Annotated in this window: 11 protein-coding genes and 1 pseudogene; 2 read left to right on the top strand and 10 right to left on the bottom strand. The window is 68.4% G+C overall.

Translation table 11 applies throughout. The annotated features are described in order from the left end of the window. From QZ847_RS16290 to QZ847_RS16305, 4 genes and pseudogenes are all read right to left on the bottom strand, one after another. A pseudogene (locus QZ847_RS16290) lies at positions 1–995 on the bottom strand (hypothetical protein); the annotation flags it as partial. Positions 996–1,365: 370 nt separating this feature from the next. After that, entirely contained in the window at positions 1,366–2,328 is a 963-nt protein-coding gene (locus QZ847_RS16295; protein WP_294358581.1) for a CsgG/HfaB family protein, read from the bottom strand. A 68-nt stretch (positions 2,329–2,396) separates the two neighbouring features. Beyond that, positions 2,397–2,834, bottom strand: coding sequence for a curli assembly protein CsgF (locus QZ847_RS16300; RefSeq protein WP_294358585.1), 438 nt, complete (start codon positions 2,832–2,834; stop codon positions 2,397–2,399). 139 nt (positions 2,835–2,973) lie between these two features. Beyond that, positions 2,974–3,969: an AraC family transcriptional regulator gene (locus tag QZ847_RS16305; RefSeq protein WP_294358588.1), complete on the bottom strand. Its 996-nt coding sequence runs from the start codon at positions 3,967–3,969 to the stop codon at positions 2,974–2,976. Positions 3,970–4,272: 303 nt separating this feature from the next. On the opposite strand from QZ847_RS16305, the gene galU reads away from it, so the two are divergent. Then, positions 4,273–5,142, top strand: coding sequence for a UTP--glucose-1-phosphate uridylyltransferase GalU (gene galU, locus QZ847_RS16310; protein WP_294358590.1), 870 nt, complete (start codon positions 4,273–4,275; stop codon positions 5,140–5,142). A 71-nt stretch (positions 5,143–5,213) separates the two neighbouring features. On the opposite strand, the gene QZ847_RS16315 is transcribed toward galU, so the two are convergent. From QZ847_RS16315 to QZ847_RS16330, 4 genes are read right to left on the bottom strand one after another with little or no spacing between them, the layout of a single operon-like run. Beyond that, entirely contained in the window at positions 5,214–8,291 is a 3,078-nt protein-coding gene (locus QZ847_RS16315) for a discoidin domain-containing protein (RefSeq protein ID WP_294358592.1), read from the bottom strand. Next, positions 8,279–9,706: a glucoamylase family protein gene (locus QZ847_RS16320; RefSeq protein ID WP_294358594.1), complete on the bottom strand. Its 1,428-nt coding sequence runs from the start codon at positions 9,704–9,706 to the stop codon at positions 8,279–8,281. The genes QZ847_RS16315 and QZ847_RS16320 overlap by 13 nt, the downstream gene beginning before the upstream one ends. A gap of 59 nt (positions 9,707–9,765) precedes the next feature. Continuing rightward, positions 9,766–12,861, bottom strand: coding sequence for a TonB-dependent receptor (locus QZ847_RS16325; RefSeq protein ID WP_294358596.1), 3,096 nt, complete (start codon positions 12,859–12,861; stop codon positions 9,766–9,768). Further along, positions 12,858–13,895 carry a LacI family DNA-binding transcriptional regulator gene (locus tag QZ847_RS16330; RefSeq protein ID WP_294358597.1) on the bottom strand — a complete coding sequence of 346 codons (1,038 nt, stop codon included), beginning with the start codon at positions 13,893–13,895 and terminating at the stop codon, positions 12,858–12,860. The genes QZ847_RS16325 and QZ847_RS16330 overlap by 4 nt, the downstream gene beginning before the upstream one ends. 146 nt (positions 13,896–14,041) lie before the next feature. Here QZ847_RS16330 and bglX point away from each other — a divergent pair, with 146 nt between their 5' ends. After that, a complete protein-coding gene (gene bglX, locus QZ847_RS16335; RefSeq protein WP_294358601.1) occupies positions 14,042–16,333 on the top strand; it encodes a beta-glucosidase BglX in 2,292 nt (763 codons plus the stop codon). Here bglX and QZ847_RS16340 read toward each other — a convergent pair. Both QZ847_RS16340 and QZ847_RS16345 read right to left on the bottom strand, forming a co-directional pair. Then, positions 16,294–17,598, bottom strand: coding sequence for an MFS transporter (locus QZ847_RS16340; protein WP_294358603.1), 1,305 nt, complete (start codon positions 17,596–17,598; stop codon positions 16,294–16,296). The two genes, bglX and QZ847_RS16340, sit on opposite strands and share 40 nt — an antisense overlap. A 59-nt stretch (positions 17,599–17,657) precedes the next feature. Then, a partial coding sequence (locus tag QZ847_RS16345; RefSeq protein ID WP_294358606.1) for an SDR family NAD(P)-dependent oxidoreductase occupies positions 17,658–18,125 on the bottom strand: 468 nt, incomplete at its 5' end.

Raw genomic sequence — 18,125 nt, forward strand, 5'->3', positions numbered from 1 at the left:
GACTGCATCAGCTCGGCGTATTGGACGCTGCCGTTCTGGTTGACGGTCGAGGTGTTGTTGTTGCCGCTCTGCGTCACATAGGCCTTCTGCTTCGACCCGCCCTGCGACAGCAGCGAGCGGTTGCCGTTGCCGGTCTGCGTCACCTGCGCGAACTGCTCCGACCCCGACTGATAGCTCGACGAGCCGTTGTTGTTGCCGATCTGGTCGATCTGCGCGACGTTCAGCGCACCGGCCTGTTCGGCATAGCCGTTGTTGCCGTTGCCCGACTGGTTCACGACCGCCTTCTGCAACGAGCCGCCCTGGACGATCGTGCCGGTGTTGTTGTTACCGGTCTGGTTGGCGAGCGCGTTGTTGTTGACGCCGGCTTGCGTGATGTTCGCCTCGTTGCCGTTGCTCGTGTCGCTCTGGCGGACGTTCGCGACCAGCGCGGTGCCGTTCTGGTCGACCGTGCTGAAGCCGTTGCGGCCGAGCTGCGACACATCGGCGGTGTTGAGCGCACCCTGCTGCTTGACGCTGGAGGTGTTGTAGTAGCTCGTGTCGCCCGACTTCTCGCGGCCCTGAACGACGGTCGCGGTCTGGAGCGTGCCGCCCTGCTCGATCGTCGAGCGCTGGCCGTCGTCGCGCTGCGTCACGCGCGCGATCGCCTGCGTGCCGGTCTGCGTGATCTTGGACGCATTGGCACGCGCAACGCCGGTTTCGCTGAACTGGTCGACGATCGCCTGGTTCTTGGCGCCGCTCTGCGTCACTTCGGAGGTGTTGGCGCGGGTGCCGGCGATGAGCGGCGCGACACCGTCGTCCTTCTGCGTGATCGTCGCGGTGTTGTCGGTGCCCGACTGTGTCACGGTGGAATCGCTGCCGAGGAGCGAGTCGACCTGCGTGACGAGCGCGGTGTTGCGCTGGTCCTTCTGGTCGATCGCACTGGTGGAATTGTTGGCGAGCGCGGGCGTCGCGCTGAGCGCGATCATGGAAACGGCCGCGAGTATCGATTTGCGCATAAAGCCTCCTGCTGGGTCACGTCGTTGCGGCCGGCGGGTGCCGGCCGGTGATCGACCCGGTAGGGCGAGGGAGGGGACGATGCCGTTTACCCTTTGGTAAGGACTTCGGCGGATGATCGTACGTCTCACGGCAACGATCTTGTTCGTCCCATCCCGCTAACCCCCTCGGATCGGGGTGAACAGGCAACAGGGGGGTGATGCGTTGGCCGGCAGCGTCGCTTGGCATCGGCGCGGCCGCTTCCCACATCCTTCAGTAACGACTGGTCCCCTGTGGACTGCTCGTGGCATCGCCGGTGGCTTTCGGGCTCTCATTTCCTTGGCCGCCGGCGGTGTTTCTCTTTCTCCTTCGTTGAAGGTCCAAGCTCGTCGATCAGCCCCTCGGCAGCGGCTGCACCATCGGCGCAGGGGCCGCGGTCGGCTGCATGGACGCGGGTGTTGCCGAAGCGGGGAGGGCGACCCCCGGCAACGCGCCTCCGGCCGACGGACACGCGGTCGAATAGGTCCGCCCGCGCGCATCCGCGGGCAGCCGCACGTCGGCCAGCTTTACATGGTCGCGCTCGGCGATATGCTCGCGCACCAATGCCTCGGCAGCACCCGGCGTCGCGCGGAAGCACCACAGCCGCTGCTCGGCGCCTTCCATGATCATCGCGTAGACCGATTTCTCAATCGCCTGCTGCAGCGCCAGCTGCACCGGCTCGTTGTAGGTAATACCGCTGTCGATCTCGAGCAGCTGCTTGAACCCGACGTAGCGGAACGCGTCCGCGCCCAGCCCGACCGAGACGATCTGCTTGCGCGAATTGACCGACAACAGCACCTCGCCCGTCTTGGTGCTGATCGCGCGCAGGTACACGGTGACCGTGTCCTCGCGGTATTTGGTCGATCCCCCGATGCCCAGGAAGCGCGCGCCGATCCCGCCCGTCTTGGTGTTGGAATCGTAGCCGACGATACCCCCTTCGAGCAGGATGCCCGCGAACAGCAGCGGGGGCAGCGCCTTCGTATTCAGCTCGGTCTCACCCAGATACGCCGAGCGCATTTCGCGGATCACCGATCGTTCGCGCAGCAGATTGTCGAGCCGCTCGCGCTCGATCACCTGAAAGAAGTCGCGGTGCCCGGCGTCCTGCAACGCCTTGATCAGGATCGAGGTCGCGCCCTGCGTCACCGCGCGCGACAAGGTCTGCACCGTGTCGCTGTCCTTGAACTGCCCGGTCTGGTCGGTGAAGCCGTAGACCGCGACCGCGACGCGGCGTTCCGCGGGCGGTAGTTCCTCCAGCGTGCGCTGCGCCGGGGTCGTCTGCGCGATCCGCGCCGGCGCCCAGGTCGAGGGACGCCCCATGTCACCCGCGCAACCGGTAAGCATCGCGCCCGTAAGCGCCACAAACGTCAACGAACGCAGCATTGTCGTCAATTACCCAGCAGAGGCAGCGTGATCTTGGTGGTCGTGTTGGTGACCGAGTTGAAGATCGTCAGCGTGACGCTCTCCACCCCGCGCACGAAATCGATCACCTGGTCGCCGAATACAAAGTGTCCCGAGTCCGCCGGGTTCGCGCCGAAGATCTTGTCCGCGATCTGCGTCGCGACCGTGGAGAGCAGCCGGCTCTGCAGCTGGTCGACGAACTGCTGCGCAGGGTCGTTCGCCTTCTTGCTCTCGGGGTCCTTGTAGCGGTTGTTCGCCTCCGCGGTCGCCAGCAGGTGCGCGCTGTTGAAGGGACTGCCCCCGAACGACGGGTTGGTCGGCGTGTAGATCAGCGACGATGCCGCGGCCGGCGTCGCGCCGACACCTGCGCCTGCCAGCACCGCGGCGGTGCCGCCCACGATGCCCCTCACGGTCTTGCGGGTCATTCGACCTCCCCCTGTGCGCCCCGCCCCCGGGACCGAATGGGTCTATACGCCTGACCCAAAATCGCGTCGATCAGACGGGCGTCCCGTTCTCGTTGCCTGCGCGTCCCACGTCCCGGATCGGGACCGGGGGACGCACAGATCAATCAAGCAGGGTGGTCCAGCGCTCGAACACCAACGGCACGTCCTCGACCGGCACTGCACGTTGGGGATCAGGACCGTGCGCGCGGTAGGCGCCCGGCGTGCAGCCGTACTCGCGCTTGAACACGCGCGTCAGGTGCGACTTGTCGGAAAAGCCGACCGCGCCCGCCAGCTCGGCGATCGGTCGCGTCTCGTTCGGATCGGCCAGCATCGCGCGCAGCGCGTGGAGGCGTCGGCGCTGCACCTGCTGCAACACGCCGCTACCCTCGCTCACGCCGTCACCGAACGCGCGGTACAAGGCCGAGCGTGACACGCCGAGCGCGGCGCAGATCGAGGCAACGTCGATCGGCTCGGCCAGGTGATCGTCGATGTAGCTGCGTACGCGGCTGATCAGCGCGTCCTCGCGCACGGCCTGCGCACCGCCACTGCGGCATGCATCGAGGATCGCGGCGACCAGCAGGTCGCGGATCGTGCGCGCGACCGCGGGCGCATGGTCGCGCGTCAGCGTCGGCAGCGTCTCGACCGCGGTGCGCAGAAATCCCGACAGCAATGCGGCGGGTCCGCCCGTCGCGATAATGCCGTGCGGATCGCACCCTTCCAGCATCGGCAACAGGAACGCGCGCGGCATCGAGATGATGAACGCCTCCAGCCGCGTCGCGTCGGTCCAGCACGCGTGCCGCATGTCGAGCAGCGTGACCGATCCCGCCTCCGACACGCGCTCGCCGCGTCCGTAATCACCGGCAAACGAGCCTTCCAGCAGCACGACGATCGCCAGATGGTCCTTCAGATCGGCGCGCACCCGCGCTTCGTCACGGTCGTATCGCAACGCATCGACGCTCGCGTGCGTCAGCACCAACGATTCCAACATCCACAGTCGCGCATGGCCGTTGAACGGATCGGGCCCGCGCTGCGTCACGTCCAGACTGCTCAACGCCGACCGCCACGCCTGAAACCGCGCAGCCGGTGGAACCAGCGCGGTGTCAAATACCAGCGGCACCAAAGGCTCGCTTTTCTCCATCCCCATACCCAACGTCCCCCCAGACGCGATTATCGGGTGCTGCGTGTAACGTGGAGCAACGCACTCGCCTATGTGCTTCGTCACGCGCGCGAATTTGTCATCTGCACGTCATCTGTCGGTCATGGTTGCTTACGGGAGCCGCGCGCCTGCGTGATCGCGCATATGCCGTGCACAATGTTCAGTGAACTGCTTCGGCTCGTATGCGAAACGCCGATCGCACACTGGTTGCAGCGACGACGGCTATCACTAAACAGCGATAATTCAATCAAGGTTCAGTGAGACGTGACAATCAAGAAGGTGCGCAAGGCAGTGTTCCCGGTGGCGGGGCTTGGCACGCGTTTCCTGCCGGCGACCAAGGCGATGCCGAAGGAGATGCTGACGGTCGTCGACAAGCCGCTGATCCAGTATGCGGTCGAGGAAGCGCTGGAAGCGGGCATCGAGCAGATCATCTTCGTTACCGGCCGGGGCAAGGCCGCACTCGAGGATCACTTCGACATCTCCTACGAGCTCGAGACGACGATGCGCGAGCGCGGCAAGAGCCTGTCGTCAATCGAGAGCATACGCCAGCAGCCCGGTTCGCCGGTCTACGTGCGCCAGCAGGAACCGCTGGGTCTCGGCCACGCAGTGTGGTGCGCGCGCGAGATCGTCGGTGACGAGCCGTTCGCGGTGCTGCTGCCTGACGAACTGATGGTTGGCAGCCCCAACTTCACCGCGCAGATGGTCAATGCGTACAATCGGGTGGGCGGGAACGTCATTGGCGCGCTCGAGGTCGTCGACGAGGAGACGAGCAAATACGGCATTATCTCGCCGGGTAAGGTCGACGGGCGCCTCACCCAGGTCACCGCGTTAGTCGAAAAGCCTGCGAAAGGCACCTCGCCCTCTAATCTGATGATCCCTGGCCGCTACATCCTACAGCCAGAGGTGATGCGCATCTTGGACGCCAAGGAAACAGGCGCGGGCGGCGAGATCCAGCTGACCGATGCGATGGCGCAGCTGATCGGGCGCCAGCCGTTCCACGGCTTCACCTTCGACGGCGAGCGCTACGACTGTGGCGGCAAGGAGGGTTTCATCCAGGCCAACCTCGCATTGGCGCTCGCGCGCGAGGACATCGGGCCGGCAGTGCGTAGCTTTGCTGCCAACCTGCTCGGATAAAGCATCGGGCAGCGCATCGATGTAGAATGTAGGTGAGATAAGTTACGAGGGCCTCGGGTCTTAAATCATCGCTATCGCGCCGAGCGCCACATGACCGTCGCCGCACTCGCAGGCAGGTGCAGCACGCCATCCGGTGTCGCCACACGCTGCCCGTTGACCGTCGCGATGCCCGGCTTGCCCGCCAGCGGCCATGTGAGCACGAGCCCGCCGGGCGGTGCGGCATTGCCGGACACGGTCGCGACCAACCCACTCGCATCGGCGCGCGCGCGGAGGTTCACCGTGCCGTAGCGGGTGCGCAAGCCGCGCACGTCGACGCCCGTGCCCGCCAGCCACTCGGGTGTCAGCCCGGCCGCTAGCACCAGCCGATCGTTGCCCGTGTCCTCGTAGGCGAAGAGGTCGAGTGCGGAGCGGATGAAGTCGGATGCGACCCAGGCGTGTGGCATGTCGCCGATGAAGCGGATCTCGCGCGAATCCCGCCCGACCACTTCGGCCCAGCCGTTCCACGCGGCCGGGCGGCGGTCGGCCATATAGGCGTCGAGCAGATCGTTCGCCTTGGCACGTTCCTCCAGCCTGACCAGCGCGGAGACGTTGCGCAGTTCGTAGGGCGTATAGTCGCTCCACGTCGCGCCGGGTGCGCCGCGCGCCATCACGCGGTCGTACTGTCGCTCGAAGGTACGGCGCAGCAGCTGCGGGTTCAGCCGGTCCTGCTCGCCCGCGGGGTCGAGCGCCATCGTGGTCGAGGTGGCGTCGAAATCACCCATGCTGGTCGCGCCGGGTATGTAGTCGACCCGCCTGTGCCGTGCTGCGGCGACAATCGCGGCGTGGATGTCGCCCGCGAACTGGTCGCGCTGTGCCGCGATCGTGCCCGCCTCGGGTCTGCCGAGCACGCGTGCCGCATAGGCCGCGTCCTTGTAGCCGGTCAGCCCCCAGAAATCGTCCCACAGGCTGTATTGCGGCTTGGCCGAATAGCCCTCGTGGCTGATCGAGGGCGGGAGCAGGCCGTAGAGCATCCGGCGCCCGGCCGTCAGGTTGGCGGGCGTCCGCTCCGACTGGCGCTGCGCCTCCATGTAGCGACGCGCGGCGTCCAGCCGCGGCCAGTCGCGCGCAAGTGCCGCACGGTCGCCGATGTAGCGATAGAGCTGGGTGACGAGGTGGATATACTCGCCCTGGCTGTCGTTCTCCGCCACCGGGTCGGGTCCGCGCGCGTCGACGCAGCACGGCACCTTGCCGTTGTCGAACAGCTTGCCACCGTACCAGTCGGCGAAGGCGCGCACGGCGGCGGCGTGACCGAGCCGCAGCAGCGTGTCGCCCATCATCGCGCCGTCGCGGATCCAGCTGCGGTCGTAGGAGCGCGTGCCGGGTTTGAATGCCGCGCCATCGCGGCTCATCAGCACGTGCGCGAGCGCGGTGCGGATTGTGTCGGCGACCGCCTGTTTCGCGGGGGGCACCTGAAGCGTGACGTTACCCAGTGTCTCGCGCCAATAGGCCGCGGTCTGTGCAACCGCCCGGTCGAACGCGGCCGCGTCGGCGGGGGCGGCGTCGCCGATTGCGAGCGGCACATTGGCGCTGGCACCCGGCGCGAGCGTCACCGTCCAGCGCATCGTGCCGCTGGCGAGCAGCGCGGGATCGGTGACCGACGCGGTCCCCGACCCCGCAACGGGGGTGGCGAGCGCGCCCTGATCGAATGGCCGCGCAACGACCGTGTCGGGCTTTGCGAGCGGCGTTACGCGGCGGGTGACCGCGGCGTCGCCGGCAATCGCGGGCGCGCTCGTCACCGCCAGCGCGGCACCATCCCACGCGATTCGTTCGATCGGACTGACGCCGCCCTGCTGGCTGAGGAACTGCGCCGGCGGATTGACCTGGAACGGGCGCACCGCGAGCGCGAGCGTCAGCGTGCGTGGAACGCTATCGGTGTTGGTCAGGCGATAGCGCGCGAGCAGCCGCAGGGTCGCCTGATCCGCGACGAGCGCAGTATCGAGCGTCCAACCGTCACCCGTCCAGGCGACATGCGGCAGCGGCAGATAGCCGTCTTCCAACCGCTGCGTCGCGCGCACGTCCGCCCAGCCGATTGTCCGCGCGCCGTCGACCACGAAGGGTTCGATCGAGAAGGCGCCCTTCGCCACCTCGATCGCGCCGTCCTCGCCGATCAACCCCGACACCGCGCCGCCATCGCTGGCGACGAGCGTCCAGTAGCTCTGCTCGGTGAAGCCGCGCGGGTAGGTGCCGCGCGGGGCGGTTTTGGCAAGCGCGGCGATCGTGGCGTTGGGGGTCGCGGACCACGCGCGCGGCATCACCTCGACCTCGGCGAGCTCGACCTTGGAGCCTGCGCCCTTGTCGGTGGTCAGGCGCAGGTAGCGCGTCTCGGTGCCGGGCAGCGGGATTGGATCGTCGCCGCCATCGCCCTGTTCGACGCGCCGGATCGTGCGCCAGACACGTCGATTGTTCGACGTGTCGACAAGATAACGTGCAGCGTAGCGGTTGCCCCAGTGGAGCGTCAGTCCGCCGATCTCGCGCACCGCGCCGAGGTCGATCACGAGCGGACGCGCGAGGTCGGTCGCGGTGTCGCGCTGGCCGTCCAATGCGCGCGGATCGCTGGCCACGGGCGGCAGCGGCGGGGGAGGGGGCGCGAGCGGCTGGAGTTGGAGGTCGTTGACCTCAACGTGCCCCGCACCGCCGTCGCGCCCGCGCACCACGACGACCTCGACCGCGGCGGTGCGGCGCAGCGCCTTGTCCGGGGTCGGCCCCCAGGCGAACTCGACGTCGCGTGGGCGAATGCGCAGCGTCTGCCAGTCCGTGGAGGGGCGGAAATTGGGGTAGGGTACCCACCAGACGTTGTCGCCGCTGGCGTCGCTGAACTTGATCTGCAGGTCGTTGATGCCGCCTGTCCCGCGCACCCGCAGCGTGAAGGCGAAGTTCGCCGGCCAGTCGATCGCGAGCGGGCGCCGCGCGACCGCGTACCCTGAAACGCGCGCGAAATCATAGTCGAGCCGGAGCGCGCCCGCGTCCGCCGATACGCGTGATGACACGCCGTCCGACGCCGACGCCTGCCACGCCGCCACATTGTCGAAATTGTCGAGCACCCGTACCGACGCTGGCGCGGCGACGACCGCGGCGGTCGCGAGCAGCGCAGCCGCGATCACGCCAGCCATCCCCCGGTGAAGCCTGCGAGCGCCAGCCCGCGGCGGATGTGCGGGTTGCGCCTGAGCGTCTGCCAGACGAGCCCGGTGCGCGCGTTCTCGATCATCGCGACGATGGGTCCCTGATCGATGCCGAGATAATCACCGTCGACCCAGCCGACGCCGGGCACGGCGCGGCCGTGCCGAAGCGGCGCTGCGGCGTCGGTCAGCGTCGGGTTGAACGAATCAAGGAAGCCGTAGCGCGTGTAGATGCCGCGGCCGTAGCGCGCGTGCATTGCCTGGATCGCGCGGGCTGACAGTTCGGGCTCGAACGCAATCGACGCCGCGGCCGCAGTCGGCGCGATCGTGCCGTCGTCGCGGTCGCCGGGGCCGCGCGCGGAATAGCTGAAGAACTCGCGCGCGCGCCCGTCGATCGTGCGGGTGAAGTCGCCCGGCCCGTCGCACGCGGTCAGCCCCCAGATATCGGCGCTGTAGCCCGCCCACTTGCCCGGATTGGCGATCGCGTAATCGCGCTGCGCGCGCACCGCGCGCCGGCTGTTCTCGAAATAATCGATGCCGCGCTGCGCCATGTAGGCGTCGCGGATGCCGCGAAAATCGATGAAGCAGTGGCTGTACTGGTGGATGAACAAGGGCGGGAATTGCAGGTGCGGTTCACCGCCGAAGCGGTTGCCCCATTGCGCGTCGAAGCGGTCGCTCCACGCGGTCCAGGTATCCGCTGGCAGCGCGTGCGTCGGCGAACCGAGTGCCAGCACGTAGAGCAGCAGCCCCTCGTTGTAGATGTTCCAGTCGCTGGCGATGAACCCGCTCTCGGGATGCCAGCCCATCGACAGGAAGGGCGCACGCGGCGTGATCCAGGTCCACTCGACCGCGCGGTAGAGTTGGTCGGCCAACCGGCGGATTTCCGCCTCGGGCGCGTCTTCGCGGTCAAACCACGACTGCGCGAACAGCACACCCCCCATCAGCAGCGCGGTGTCGATCGTCGACAATTCGGTGCGGCCGAAGCGGTGCCCGCGTGCCATGTCGAGGAAATGGTAGAACAGCCCGTGGTGTCCCGCGGTGCCGGTCGGCGCCGCCCCCTGCGGCGCGCGCGCGAAGAAGCGCAACGTGGCGAGCGTCCGGTCGCGCGCCTGCTCGCGCGTGATCCAGCCGTTCGCGACCCCGATTGGGTAGGCGGTCAGCGCAAAGCCGACCGCCGCGATCGAGGCGAAGGAGGGCGTCGGCCAGCGATCGGGCGCGAGGCCGGTCGCCGCGTCAGTCGTGTCCCAGAAATAGCGGAACGTGCGCTGTTGCAGGTCGCGCACCAGCACGTCGGACGCGGGCGACGTGACACCGCGCGGGGCGATCGTCGCGCATCCCCCCAGCATCCCGGCGCCCATCGCAGCGAAGCCGAGCGCTCCCCCGCCCAGCATCTGCCTGCGATCGATCATATCCTGTCCCACTCGAATAGAGACGCGGGGCAGCAGCACGCCGCTGCCCCGCGTCGGTGTCAGAAGGAGAAGCCCGCCGACAGCTTTACCGTGCGCGGCGGATTGCCGCCGATCGAGTAACCGACCTGCTCGCGGTAAGTGCTGCTCAGCGGGTTGTTGTCGAAATCGACGTAGTTGCGGTCGTTCATCACGTTGATGACATCGACGCGCAGCCGCACGCGCGACTGATCGTTGACGAAGCCGACCGGCACGTACTTGGTCAGCGCCAGGTCGAGCTGGCGTCGGCCCCAGCGGTCGCCATTGCCCAGCGTCGTGCTGCCGACGATCAAGCGCTGGAACGGCTGCGACTGGTCGAGGAACGCCTTTTGGTACGCCGGCGATTCAATCTGGAACTTGCCCGACAGCGTGACGCCGATCGGCAGGTCGACGCTGCCCGCGGTGACGAAGCGGTGCCGCGGCACGCCCGAGGAACGCAGCAGCGGATAATCGTCGAGCGACGGGAAATCGAGCGAGTAGGTTTCGCCGAATTGCCGGTTCTCCTCCGCCTGGGTGTAGGTGTAGGTCGCGTCGATGCTCCACGGCGAGGCCGCGGTGTAGGGCTTGGTCAGCTTGAAATAGGCCGCGTCCGAATTGGTCTTGAGCCCGTTGGTGCCGAGGATGATGTTGCCGTAGCCGTTGGGCGTGAAGCTCCACGGATTGGCGGGCACGTCACCGGGATCGGCGGGATCGTTGTAGAAGAACGACCCGTCGGGGCGACGATTGCCGAGCAGGAAGGCGAAACCGTCGCGGCTCTTGATGTGGGTATAACCGACCTCGAGCTCCAATGCGGCGAACCGTCCGCGCAGGCCCAGGCTGAACTGGTCAGCGTAAGGCAGCTTCAGGTCGTTGTTCATGAAGATAAGCTCGCGCCCCCCGCCCACGGCGGTGCCGAGCAGGCTCTGGCGCCCTTCGGCGGTCAGGTACGCCGGGTTCCATTGGATGCAGGTGGTCGGATTGGCGATCCGATCGCACGGGTTCTGCAGGTCGTTGCCGATGAAGTTGAACGTCCGCGTCTGATACGCGCCCTGCGCGAGTTCCTGCTGGAGGAAGTCGAACTGGTTGCGGTCGTACGAGCGGCCGTAGCCACCGAACATCGAGAAGCGCCCCGCCTCGTCGAAGCGGTAGGTAAAGCCCAGCCGCGGCTGGAACGCGCCGGTGAACGCCTTCCGCTCGCGCCCGGTCGAGATGTAGTCGCTGATCGCGTAATTGGCGCCGACCAGATTGACGTAATTCGCCGGTGACACCGCGTTCACGATCTCCGACGGCGTCACGTAATCGAGGTAGCCGGGCGTCCGCTCGTAATCCCAGCGCAGGCCGAGGTTGAGCGTCAGCCGATCGGTCACGTCCCAGTCATCCTGCGCGTAGAGGCCGAGCTGGAAGTTGTTCGATGAGACCAGACCATTGCCCGCCGGACCCGCCGCACCGAATTGCAGCCGGTATGGATCCGTGTCGTTGAAGCCGGTCTGGCTGCGCGCGTTGACGTCGTAGGTGTAGAGCGGGTTGGTCAGGTTCTGCTGCAACGAGCGCAGCTTGACCCACTTGGTCTTGAACCCGACCTTGATCGTGTGGCTTTCGAACCCGGTCCAGGTGAAGTCGTCCTGGACGGTCCAGCCCTTCTGCCCCTTGTCCTGGAAATTGGTGCCGGCGCCGTATTGCAGCAGGTTGGAGCGCACGAACGTCCGCGCGCTCGTCACCGGATCGACCTGCACCTGCGTGCGCTGGAGCAGGAAGGCGTTCCCGTCGACCGCGGGCTGCGGGCTCCACTTGCTGTCCTCATAGGACACGCGCGCGTCGTTGATCCAATTGTCGGCGGTGTGCTGCCAGCGCAGCAGCCCGCGGATGTCCTCGACCTTGTTGAGCGTCGAACCCGAGGGAGCGAGGAAGCCGGTGCCGTTCTGCACGCCGCTCTCGTCGCGGTACTTGCCCGACAGCTCGATCAGGTCGCGGTCGGTCGGCACGATGTCGATCTTGCCGAAGTACAGGTCCTCCTTGAACGAATTCGAGAAGGTGCCGAAATTGCTCTGGTACTGGCTCGGCAGAAAGCTGGTCGGAATGCCGTTCTCGGGCCGCACGTCATACGGCGTGTCGAGGCGCTTGCCCTCGTAGCTGGCGAAGAAATGCGCCACGTCCTTGATGATCGGACCGCCCAACGCACCGCCGAACTGCTTCTGTGTCGTCTCGACCTTGGGCAGGCGCGTCGGGAACAGCTCGCTCGGGCGGCGATCGCGTAAGGACTGGTCGGTATAGTCGAAGAAGCCTTCGCCGTGGAATTCGTTGGTGCCCGACTTGGTCACCGCGGTGATCGCGACCGAGCTGACCTGGTCGAACTCCGCCTTGTAGTTCGACGACAGCACCTGATACTCGCCGATCGCGAGCTGCGGGAACGGGTTGCCCTGCGACGTGTCCTGACCAGTGATCCCGTTCTTGAGCACGTAATCCTTCTGGCTCACGCCGTCGATGAACACGTTGACGGTGCGGCTGTCCTGCGCGCCGCCCTGGATGCGTGAGGTGCCGTCCGCCTGCTCGAGGAAACGTACGCCCGGTGCCAGATCGGCGAAGGCGAGGAAGTTTCGGTTGTTCTGCGGCAGCTGCTCGATTAGCCGCGGCGTGATGTTGATGCCGACCTGTCCGCCCGACAGCGAGCGAATGCGGCTGCCGGTCACGATGATGTCGCCGTCGCCGGCGGTCTCCGCACCGGTCGAGGGCGTGCCGGCGGGCTCGGTCCCGGTCGCGCCGCCCGCCGGCTCGGCCGGGGTGGCGGACGCAGTGGGTGCCGTGCTCAGGTCGAGGTCGAGCCCCGCGGTCTGCCCGACGCGAAGTGTGAACGCGTCCGACTGGCGCACGCCGTTCTTCTGGCGGATTTCCAGCTTGTAGGTGCCCGCGCGCAGCGAGGCGAAATTGTAGCTGCCGTCGGCGCCCGCCGGCACGGTGCGTCGGATGCCGGTCGAAACCTCGACCGCGCTCACTTCCACCACCGGATTGTCGGCCGGCGCGGTGATCGTACCGCGCAACGAAGCCTGGCCCACCTGCGCGCTCGCGGTCGTGGGCATCATCACCGCGCCGCCAGCCAGCGCGGTTGCCGCGGCAAAGGCGGCGCGCAACATCGTCTTGTTCATGCTTCTTCCCTGTGTGCCCGGTCTGCCGGGATCGTGTTGGTTGCTTGTGTGGATTGGCGCGCAACGAGGACGGGCGCGCGCCGTTCGGGCGTGCCGTCATCGTCGCCGGCGATGACCTGGGCGAGCCGCGCAACCGCGCTGCCCCCGAAATCGGCGATGTCGATGCTCAAGGTGGTGAGCGCGGGCGAGATCAAGGCGGCAAGCGGAATATCGTCGAACCCTGCGATCGCGACGCGGTGGGGGACCGAAACGCCCGCCTCACGCAACGCCATCATCGCGCCGATCGCCATCATGTCGTTGGCAGCGAAGATCGCGTCGAACGTGGCGTCCTCGGCAAGCAGGGTCGCAATCGCGCGCGATCCCGATCCCTGATCGAAGTCGCCGGGCAGGACGCGCAGCTCGACGTCGGCGCGGGCGCAGGCGGCTCGTGCGCCGCGCAAACGCTCCTCGGCGTCGACGTTGCCGGCCGGCCCCGCGACATGGACGATCGCGCGGCGCCCGCTCGCGAGCAGGTGATCGACCATCGCCTCTGCACCGGCTGCGTTGTCGATCCTGAGCGACGCGCGCGCGTCAGCGGCGCAATTGAGCAGCACGACCGGCATGCCGGCGGGCAGGTGGCGCAGCAGTTCATCGGCGGGCAGGTGCGGTGCCATCAGCACCAGCCCGTCGACGCGCCCGCGCATCGACTGGAGCGCCGCGACGCCGCGGGTCGCATCGTCGTGCATCACCATCAGCATCAGGTGAAGCCCGCGCACCCGCGCCTCGCCGTCCATGCCGCGCAGCAGCTCGGAATAGAATTCGCCGTGCAGGTCGGGCAGCACCACGCCGATCGCGCCTGACTTGGCGAGGCTGAGGTTGCGCGCGCCCGCGTGCGGCACGTAGCCGAGCCGGGCTGCGACCTCCTCGACATGGCGACGCATCTCGGGGCGCACGGTGCCCAGACCGTTCAGCGCACGCGACACCGACGCGACCGACACGCCGGCCTCGCGCGCGACGTCGCGGATCGTGGCATTCGTGTTCGGCGCACCGCTCAAGCTGCATCCCCTCCCGACGGGCGGCGAGCTTTCGGCTCATCCAACCCTTGCTGTAACCGGTTACATCGATCACACGGACGGTTCAACAACCTTGTTTAAAGCTGGGTGCGCGGCGATGACGCGGGACCTTGGGTGAGGAAGAACGAATGACGATGGCGACGATGCCGAGGCGCGCGGTGCTGATGGGGGCCGGCATGGCCGCGGCCTGGGCAGCGAGCCCGGCACGCGCGCTGCTGGCGCAGGCGGCCGCCAAGACGGCGACGCTGCCGCCCGCGGTCGAGGCGCTGATCGCGCAGATGACGGTGGAGGAAAAAGCCGGGCAGGTGACGCTGATGGCGGCGGCCTGGGCCGGGGGTGCGGCGACCGCGCTCAACCCTGCGGGCGCGGCGTCGAGCTTCGAGGGGCAACTCGCCGAGGTGCGCGCCGGTCGACTGGGCGGCGTGTTCAACGGCAACGGCGCGGTCATGGCACGCCGGATGCAGAGCGTTGCGATGCGCGAGGCGCGGCTCAAGATCCCGCTGATCTTCGCGGCCGACGTGATCCACGGGCTGCGCACCGTGTTTCCCGTGCCACTCGCCGAGGCCGCGAGCTTCGACCCCGAGCTCGCGCGCCGCACCGCGCGCGCGGCGGGCGTGGAAGCTGCGGCGTCGGGGATCGACTGGACCTTCGCACCGATGGTCGATGTCGCGCGCGACGCGCGCTGGGGCCGGGGGGTCGAGGGTGCTGGCGAGGACGTGCTGCTCGGCCGCATCATGGCGGCCGCGCGCGTGCGCGGGTTCCAGGGCGACCACGGGCTCGCCGCGCCCGACGCGGTCGCCGCCTGCGCCAAGCATTTCGCCGCTTACGGTGCGGGCGAGGGGGGGCTCGACTACAACAGCGTCGATGTGTCCGAGCGGACTCTGCGCGAAGTGTATTTCCCGCCGTTCGAGAGCGCGTTCGCCGCAGGTGCACCGACGACGATGGCCTCGTTCAACGAGATTGCCGGCGTCCCCGCAACCGCCAACGAGTGGTTGCTGACTGAAGTTCTGCGCCGCGAATGGGGCTTTGGCGGGCTGGTCGTGTCCGACTATACCGGCGACGAGGAGCTGATCGCGCACGGCTTCGCCGCGGACGCGCGCGAGGCGACCAAGCTCGCCTTCATGGCGGGCGTCGACATGAGCATGCAGAGCGCCTTCTACATCAAGCATCTGCCGGACCTTGTCGCCGCGGGCGAGGTGCCGATGGCGCGGCTCGACCAAGCGGTGCGCCGCGTGCTGGCGCTGAAGGTGCAGCTCGGGCTGTTCGACGATCCGTTCCGCCGCATCGATCCCAAGCGCGAGAAGGCGCGCGTCCGCACGCCCGCGACGCTCGCGCTGGCGCAGGAAGCGGGTGCGCGCTCGATCGTGCTGCTCAAGAACGACGGCGTGCTGCCGCTTCCGGTGACGGGCAAGAAGATCGCGCTAATCGGCCCGTTCGCGGGCGGGCGCCACGACCTGATCGGGCCGTGGAACGTCTACGGCACTGATGCCGAGGCGGTCGATCTCGAGACGGGCGTGCGCGCCGTCGTGCGCGACGCCGCCTCGGTCAGCGTCACCGCGGGCAGCGGCATCGACGACGCGCTGCCCGGCGGGATCGACGCCGCGGTCGCCGCGGCGCGCGCGGCCGATGTCGTCGTGCTCGCGATCGGCGAGAGCCAGCGCATGTCGGGCGAGGCGCAGTCGCGCGTCGACGTGGTGGTGCCGCCCGCGCAAGTCGCGCTCGTCCAGGCGGTCGCGGCGACGGGCAAGCCGGTCGTCGTCCTGCTGCGTACCGGTCGCGCGCTGGCACTCACCGGACCCGTGCTGGGCGCGTCGGCGATCCTCGTCACCTGGTTTCTCGGTTCGCGCGACGGCCCCGCGATCGCCGACGTGCTGTTCGGGCGTGTCGGTCCGTCGGCCAGGCTGCCGGTGTCGTTCCCTTATGCCACGGGGCAGGAGCCTTACCATTACGACCACAAGAGCACCGGGCGTCCCAACCCGCCGGGCGCACTCGCCGAATACAAGGCGCATTACCGCGAGTTCCCCAATCAGGCGCGCTTCGCGTTCGGCCATGGGCTGACCTACGGCACGATCGACTATGCCGCGCTCGATCTCGGGACCGCGCAGATGAGCGCGGACACGCCGCTCACCGCGCGCGCGACGATCCGCAATTCAGGCGCACGTGCGGCCGAGGAGGTGGTGCAGCTCTACGTCCACGACGTGACTGCCAGCATCACCCAGCCGGTCCGCCTGCTCAAGGCGTTTCAGCGCGTCTCGCTCGCGCCCGGCGAGGCGAAGCAGGTCACCTTCACGCTGCGCCGCGCCGACCTGCTGTTCGTCGGGCAGGACCTCAAACCGACGGTCGAGCCCGGGCGCTTCCGCGTGTGGATCGCGCCCTCGGCTCAGGCGGAGGGCGTGTCGGGCGAGTTCGTGCTCGCCTGACGCGCGTCACGGCGGTGCGGGATGGCGAATACCGCCGCCAGCATCGCCGCGACCAGTAGCGCGGGGCCGGCGAGCATCAGCCAGCGGATCGCGGCGATCGCGCCCGGTCCCTGCGGCGCCCCGCTGCGGAAACCCGCGTACTGATACACCGCGCCGATCGCGAAGCCGGCGAGCGCCAGCGCGACCTTCTGCACCAGCGCGAAGGTGCCGAACGCCAGCGCCTCGACCCGCTCGCCGCTGCGGATCGCTCCCCAGTCGACCGCGTCGGGCAAGAGCGTCCACGCTCCCAGCCACACGCCCGCGAACGCCGCCTGCATCGCCAGGAGGAAGGCTGCGGTAGCGATACTGCCTGGTGCCGCCAGCGCCAGTACGATGGGCGGCACGAGCGCGAGCGCGCCCGCGACGAGCCACGCAACCCGCGCGCCGCGATGCTGCGCCACCCACGTCCACGCCGGTACCGCGACGACGCTGATCAGCGCCATCGCGGTCAGCGCGCGCGGGCCTCCTTGGACGTCGCCTAGCACGTAGCGGAAGAAATAGAGCACCGACTGCCCCATCAGCGCGGCCGCTGCCCCGCCCAGCGCAGCCGCGAAATTCAGCGCGACGAAGAAATGGTTGCGCGCAAGCAGGTCGAGGGCGTGGAGCGTCGCGGGAGGGATGGGGGCACCCGCTTCCGCGCGCGTCTCGGGCACCCGCCACGCGATCACGAGCAGCAGCGGCGTCCCGGCGAGCGCCAGCACCGCCGCGGCCGCGGTGTAGCTGCCCGCCCCGGCGACCAGCACCGGCAGCGCGAACGCGACCAGCGCGCCCGCGACCGCGCCGAACCCCATCCGCCATCCCGCGATCGTCGCGCGCGCCGCGCTTGTCGCCGCCACGCGCGTCGTCCACGCGGCGTAGGGGATGTTGGTGAAGGCGTAGAGCGTGCGGAACACGATCTGCGTCGCCAGCGCCAACAGCGCATGCCCAGCTGGCACCGCGAACATCGCGACGAACGCCAGCCCCAGCGGCACCGCGCCGATGCCGACCAGCCGGCGGTACGCGACCGCCGTCCGTTCCGCGACCGCCCCCGCGCAGAAATCCGCCGCGCCGTCCCATACGGTCCCGACCATGAACACCGTGCCCGCGACCGCGGGCGGCAACTGCAGCGCGTCGATGTAGAAGAACAGCAGGTAGAGGTTGATCGCCTGCCAGTAGAGATTGAACGCGAAATCGCCCGAGCCGAACAGCGCCAGGGTCGATCGTCGGGGATGCTGCGCGCGCGTCACCGCCGCCTCATTGATCACCGACGCGGCGATGCCAAGGGCATGTCCTGCCCCGCCTTGCGTCAGACCTGCCGCATCCCGCCGTCGACGCACAACTCGGCGCCCGTCACGAAGCTGGCTTCGCCACTGAGGAGAAACGCGGCAGCCGCGGCTACCTCGTCGAGGCGGGCCATGCGGCCCAACGGAATGGGGGCGATCAGCGTCTGTCGCATCTCCTCGGGCACACCGGCCATCATGTCGGTGTCGGTCGGCCCCGGCGACACCACGTTGACGCGGATGCCCCGCGGCGCGAGCTCGGCCGCCCAGCTGCGGGCGTAGGACCGCAGCGCCGCCTTGGTCGCCGCATAGGTGCTGTAAGGCGTCACCCCCATGACATCGGCGATCGAGCCGATGAGGACGATCGACGCGCCGTCGTTCATCACCGGCACCGCTGCCTGAACCGCGAACAGCGCGCCGCGCACGTTGACGTCGAAGTGGCGGTCGAAATGCTCCGCCGTTTCCTCCGCGATCGTCGCCGGCTCGGACAGTCC

Source organism: uncultured Sphingomonas sp. (assembly GCF_913778135.1).
Classification (GTDB): domain Bacteria; phylum Pseudomonadota; class Alphaproteobacteria; order Sphingomonadales; family Sphingomonadaceae; genus Sphingomonas.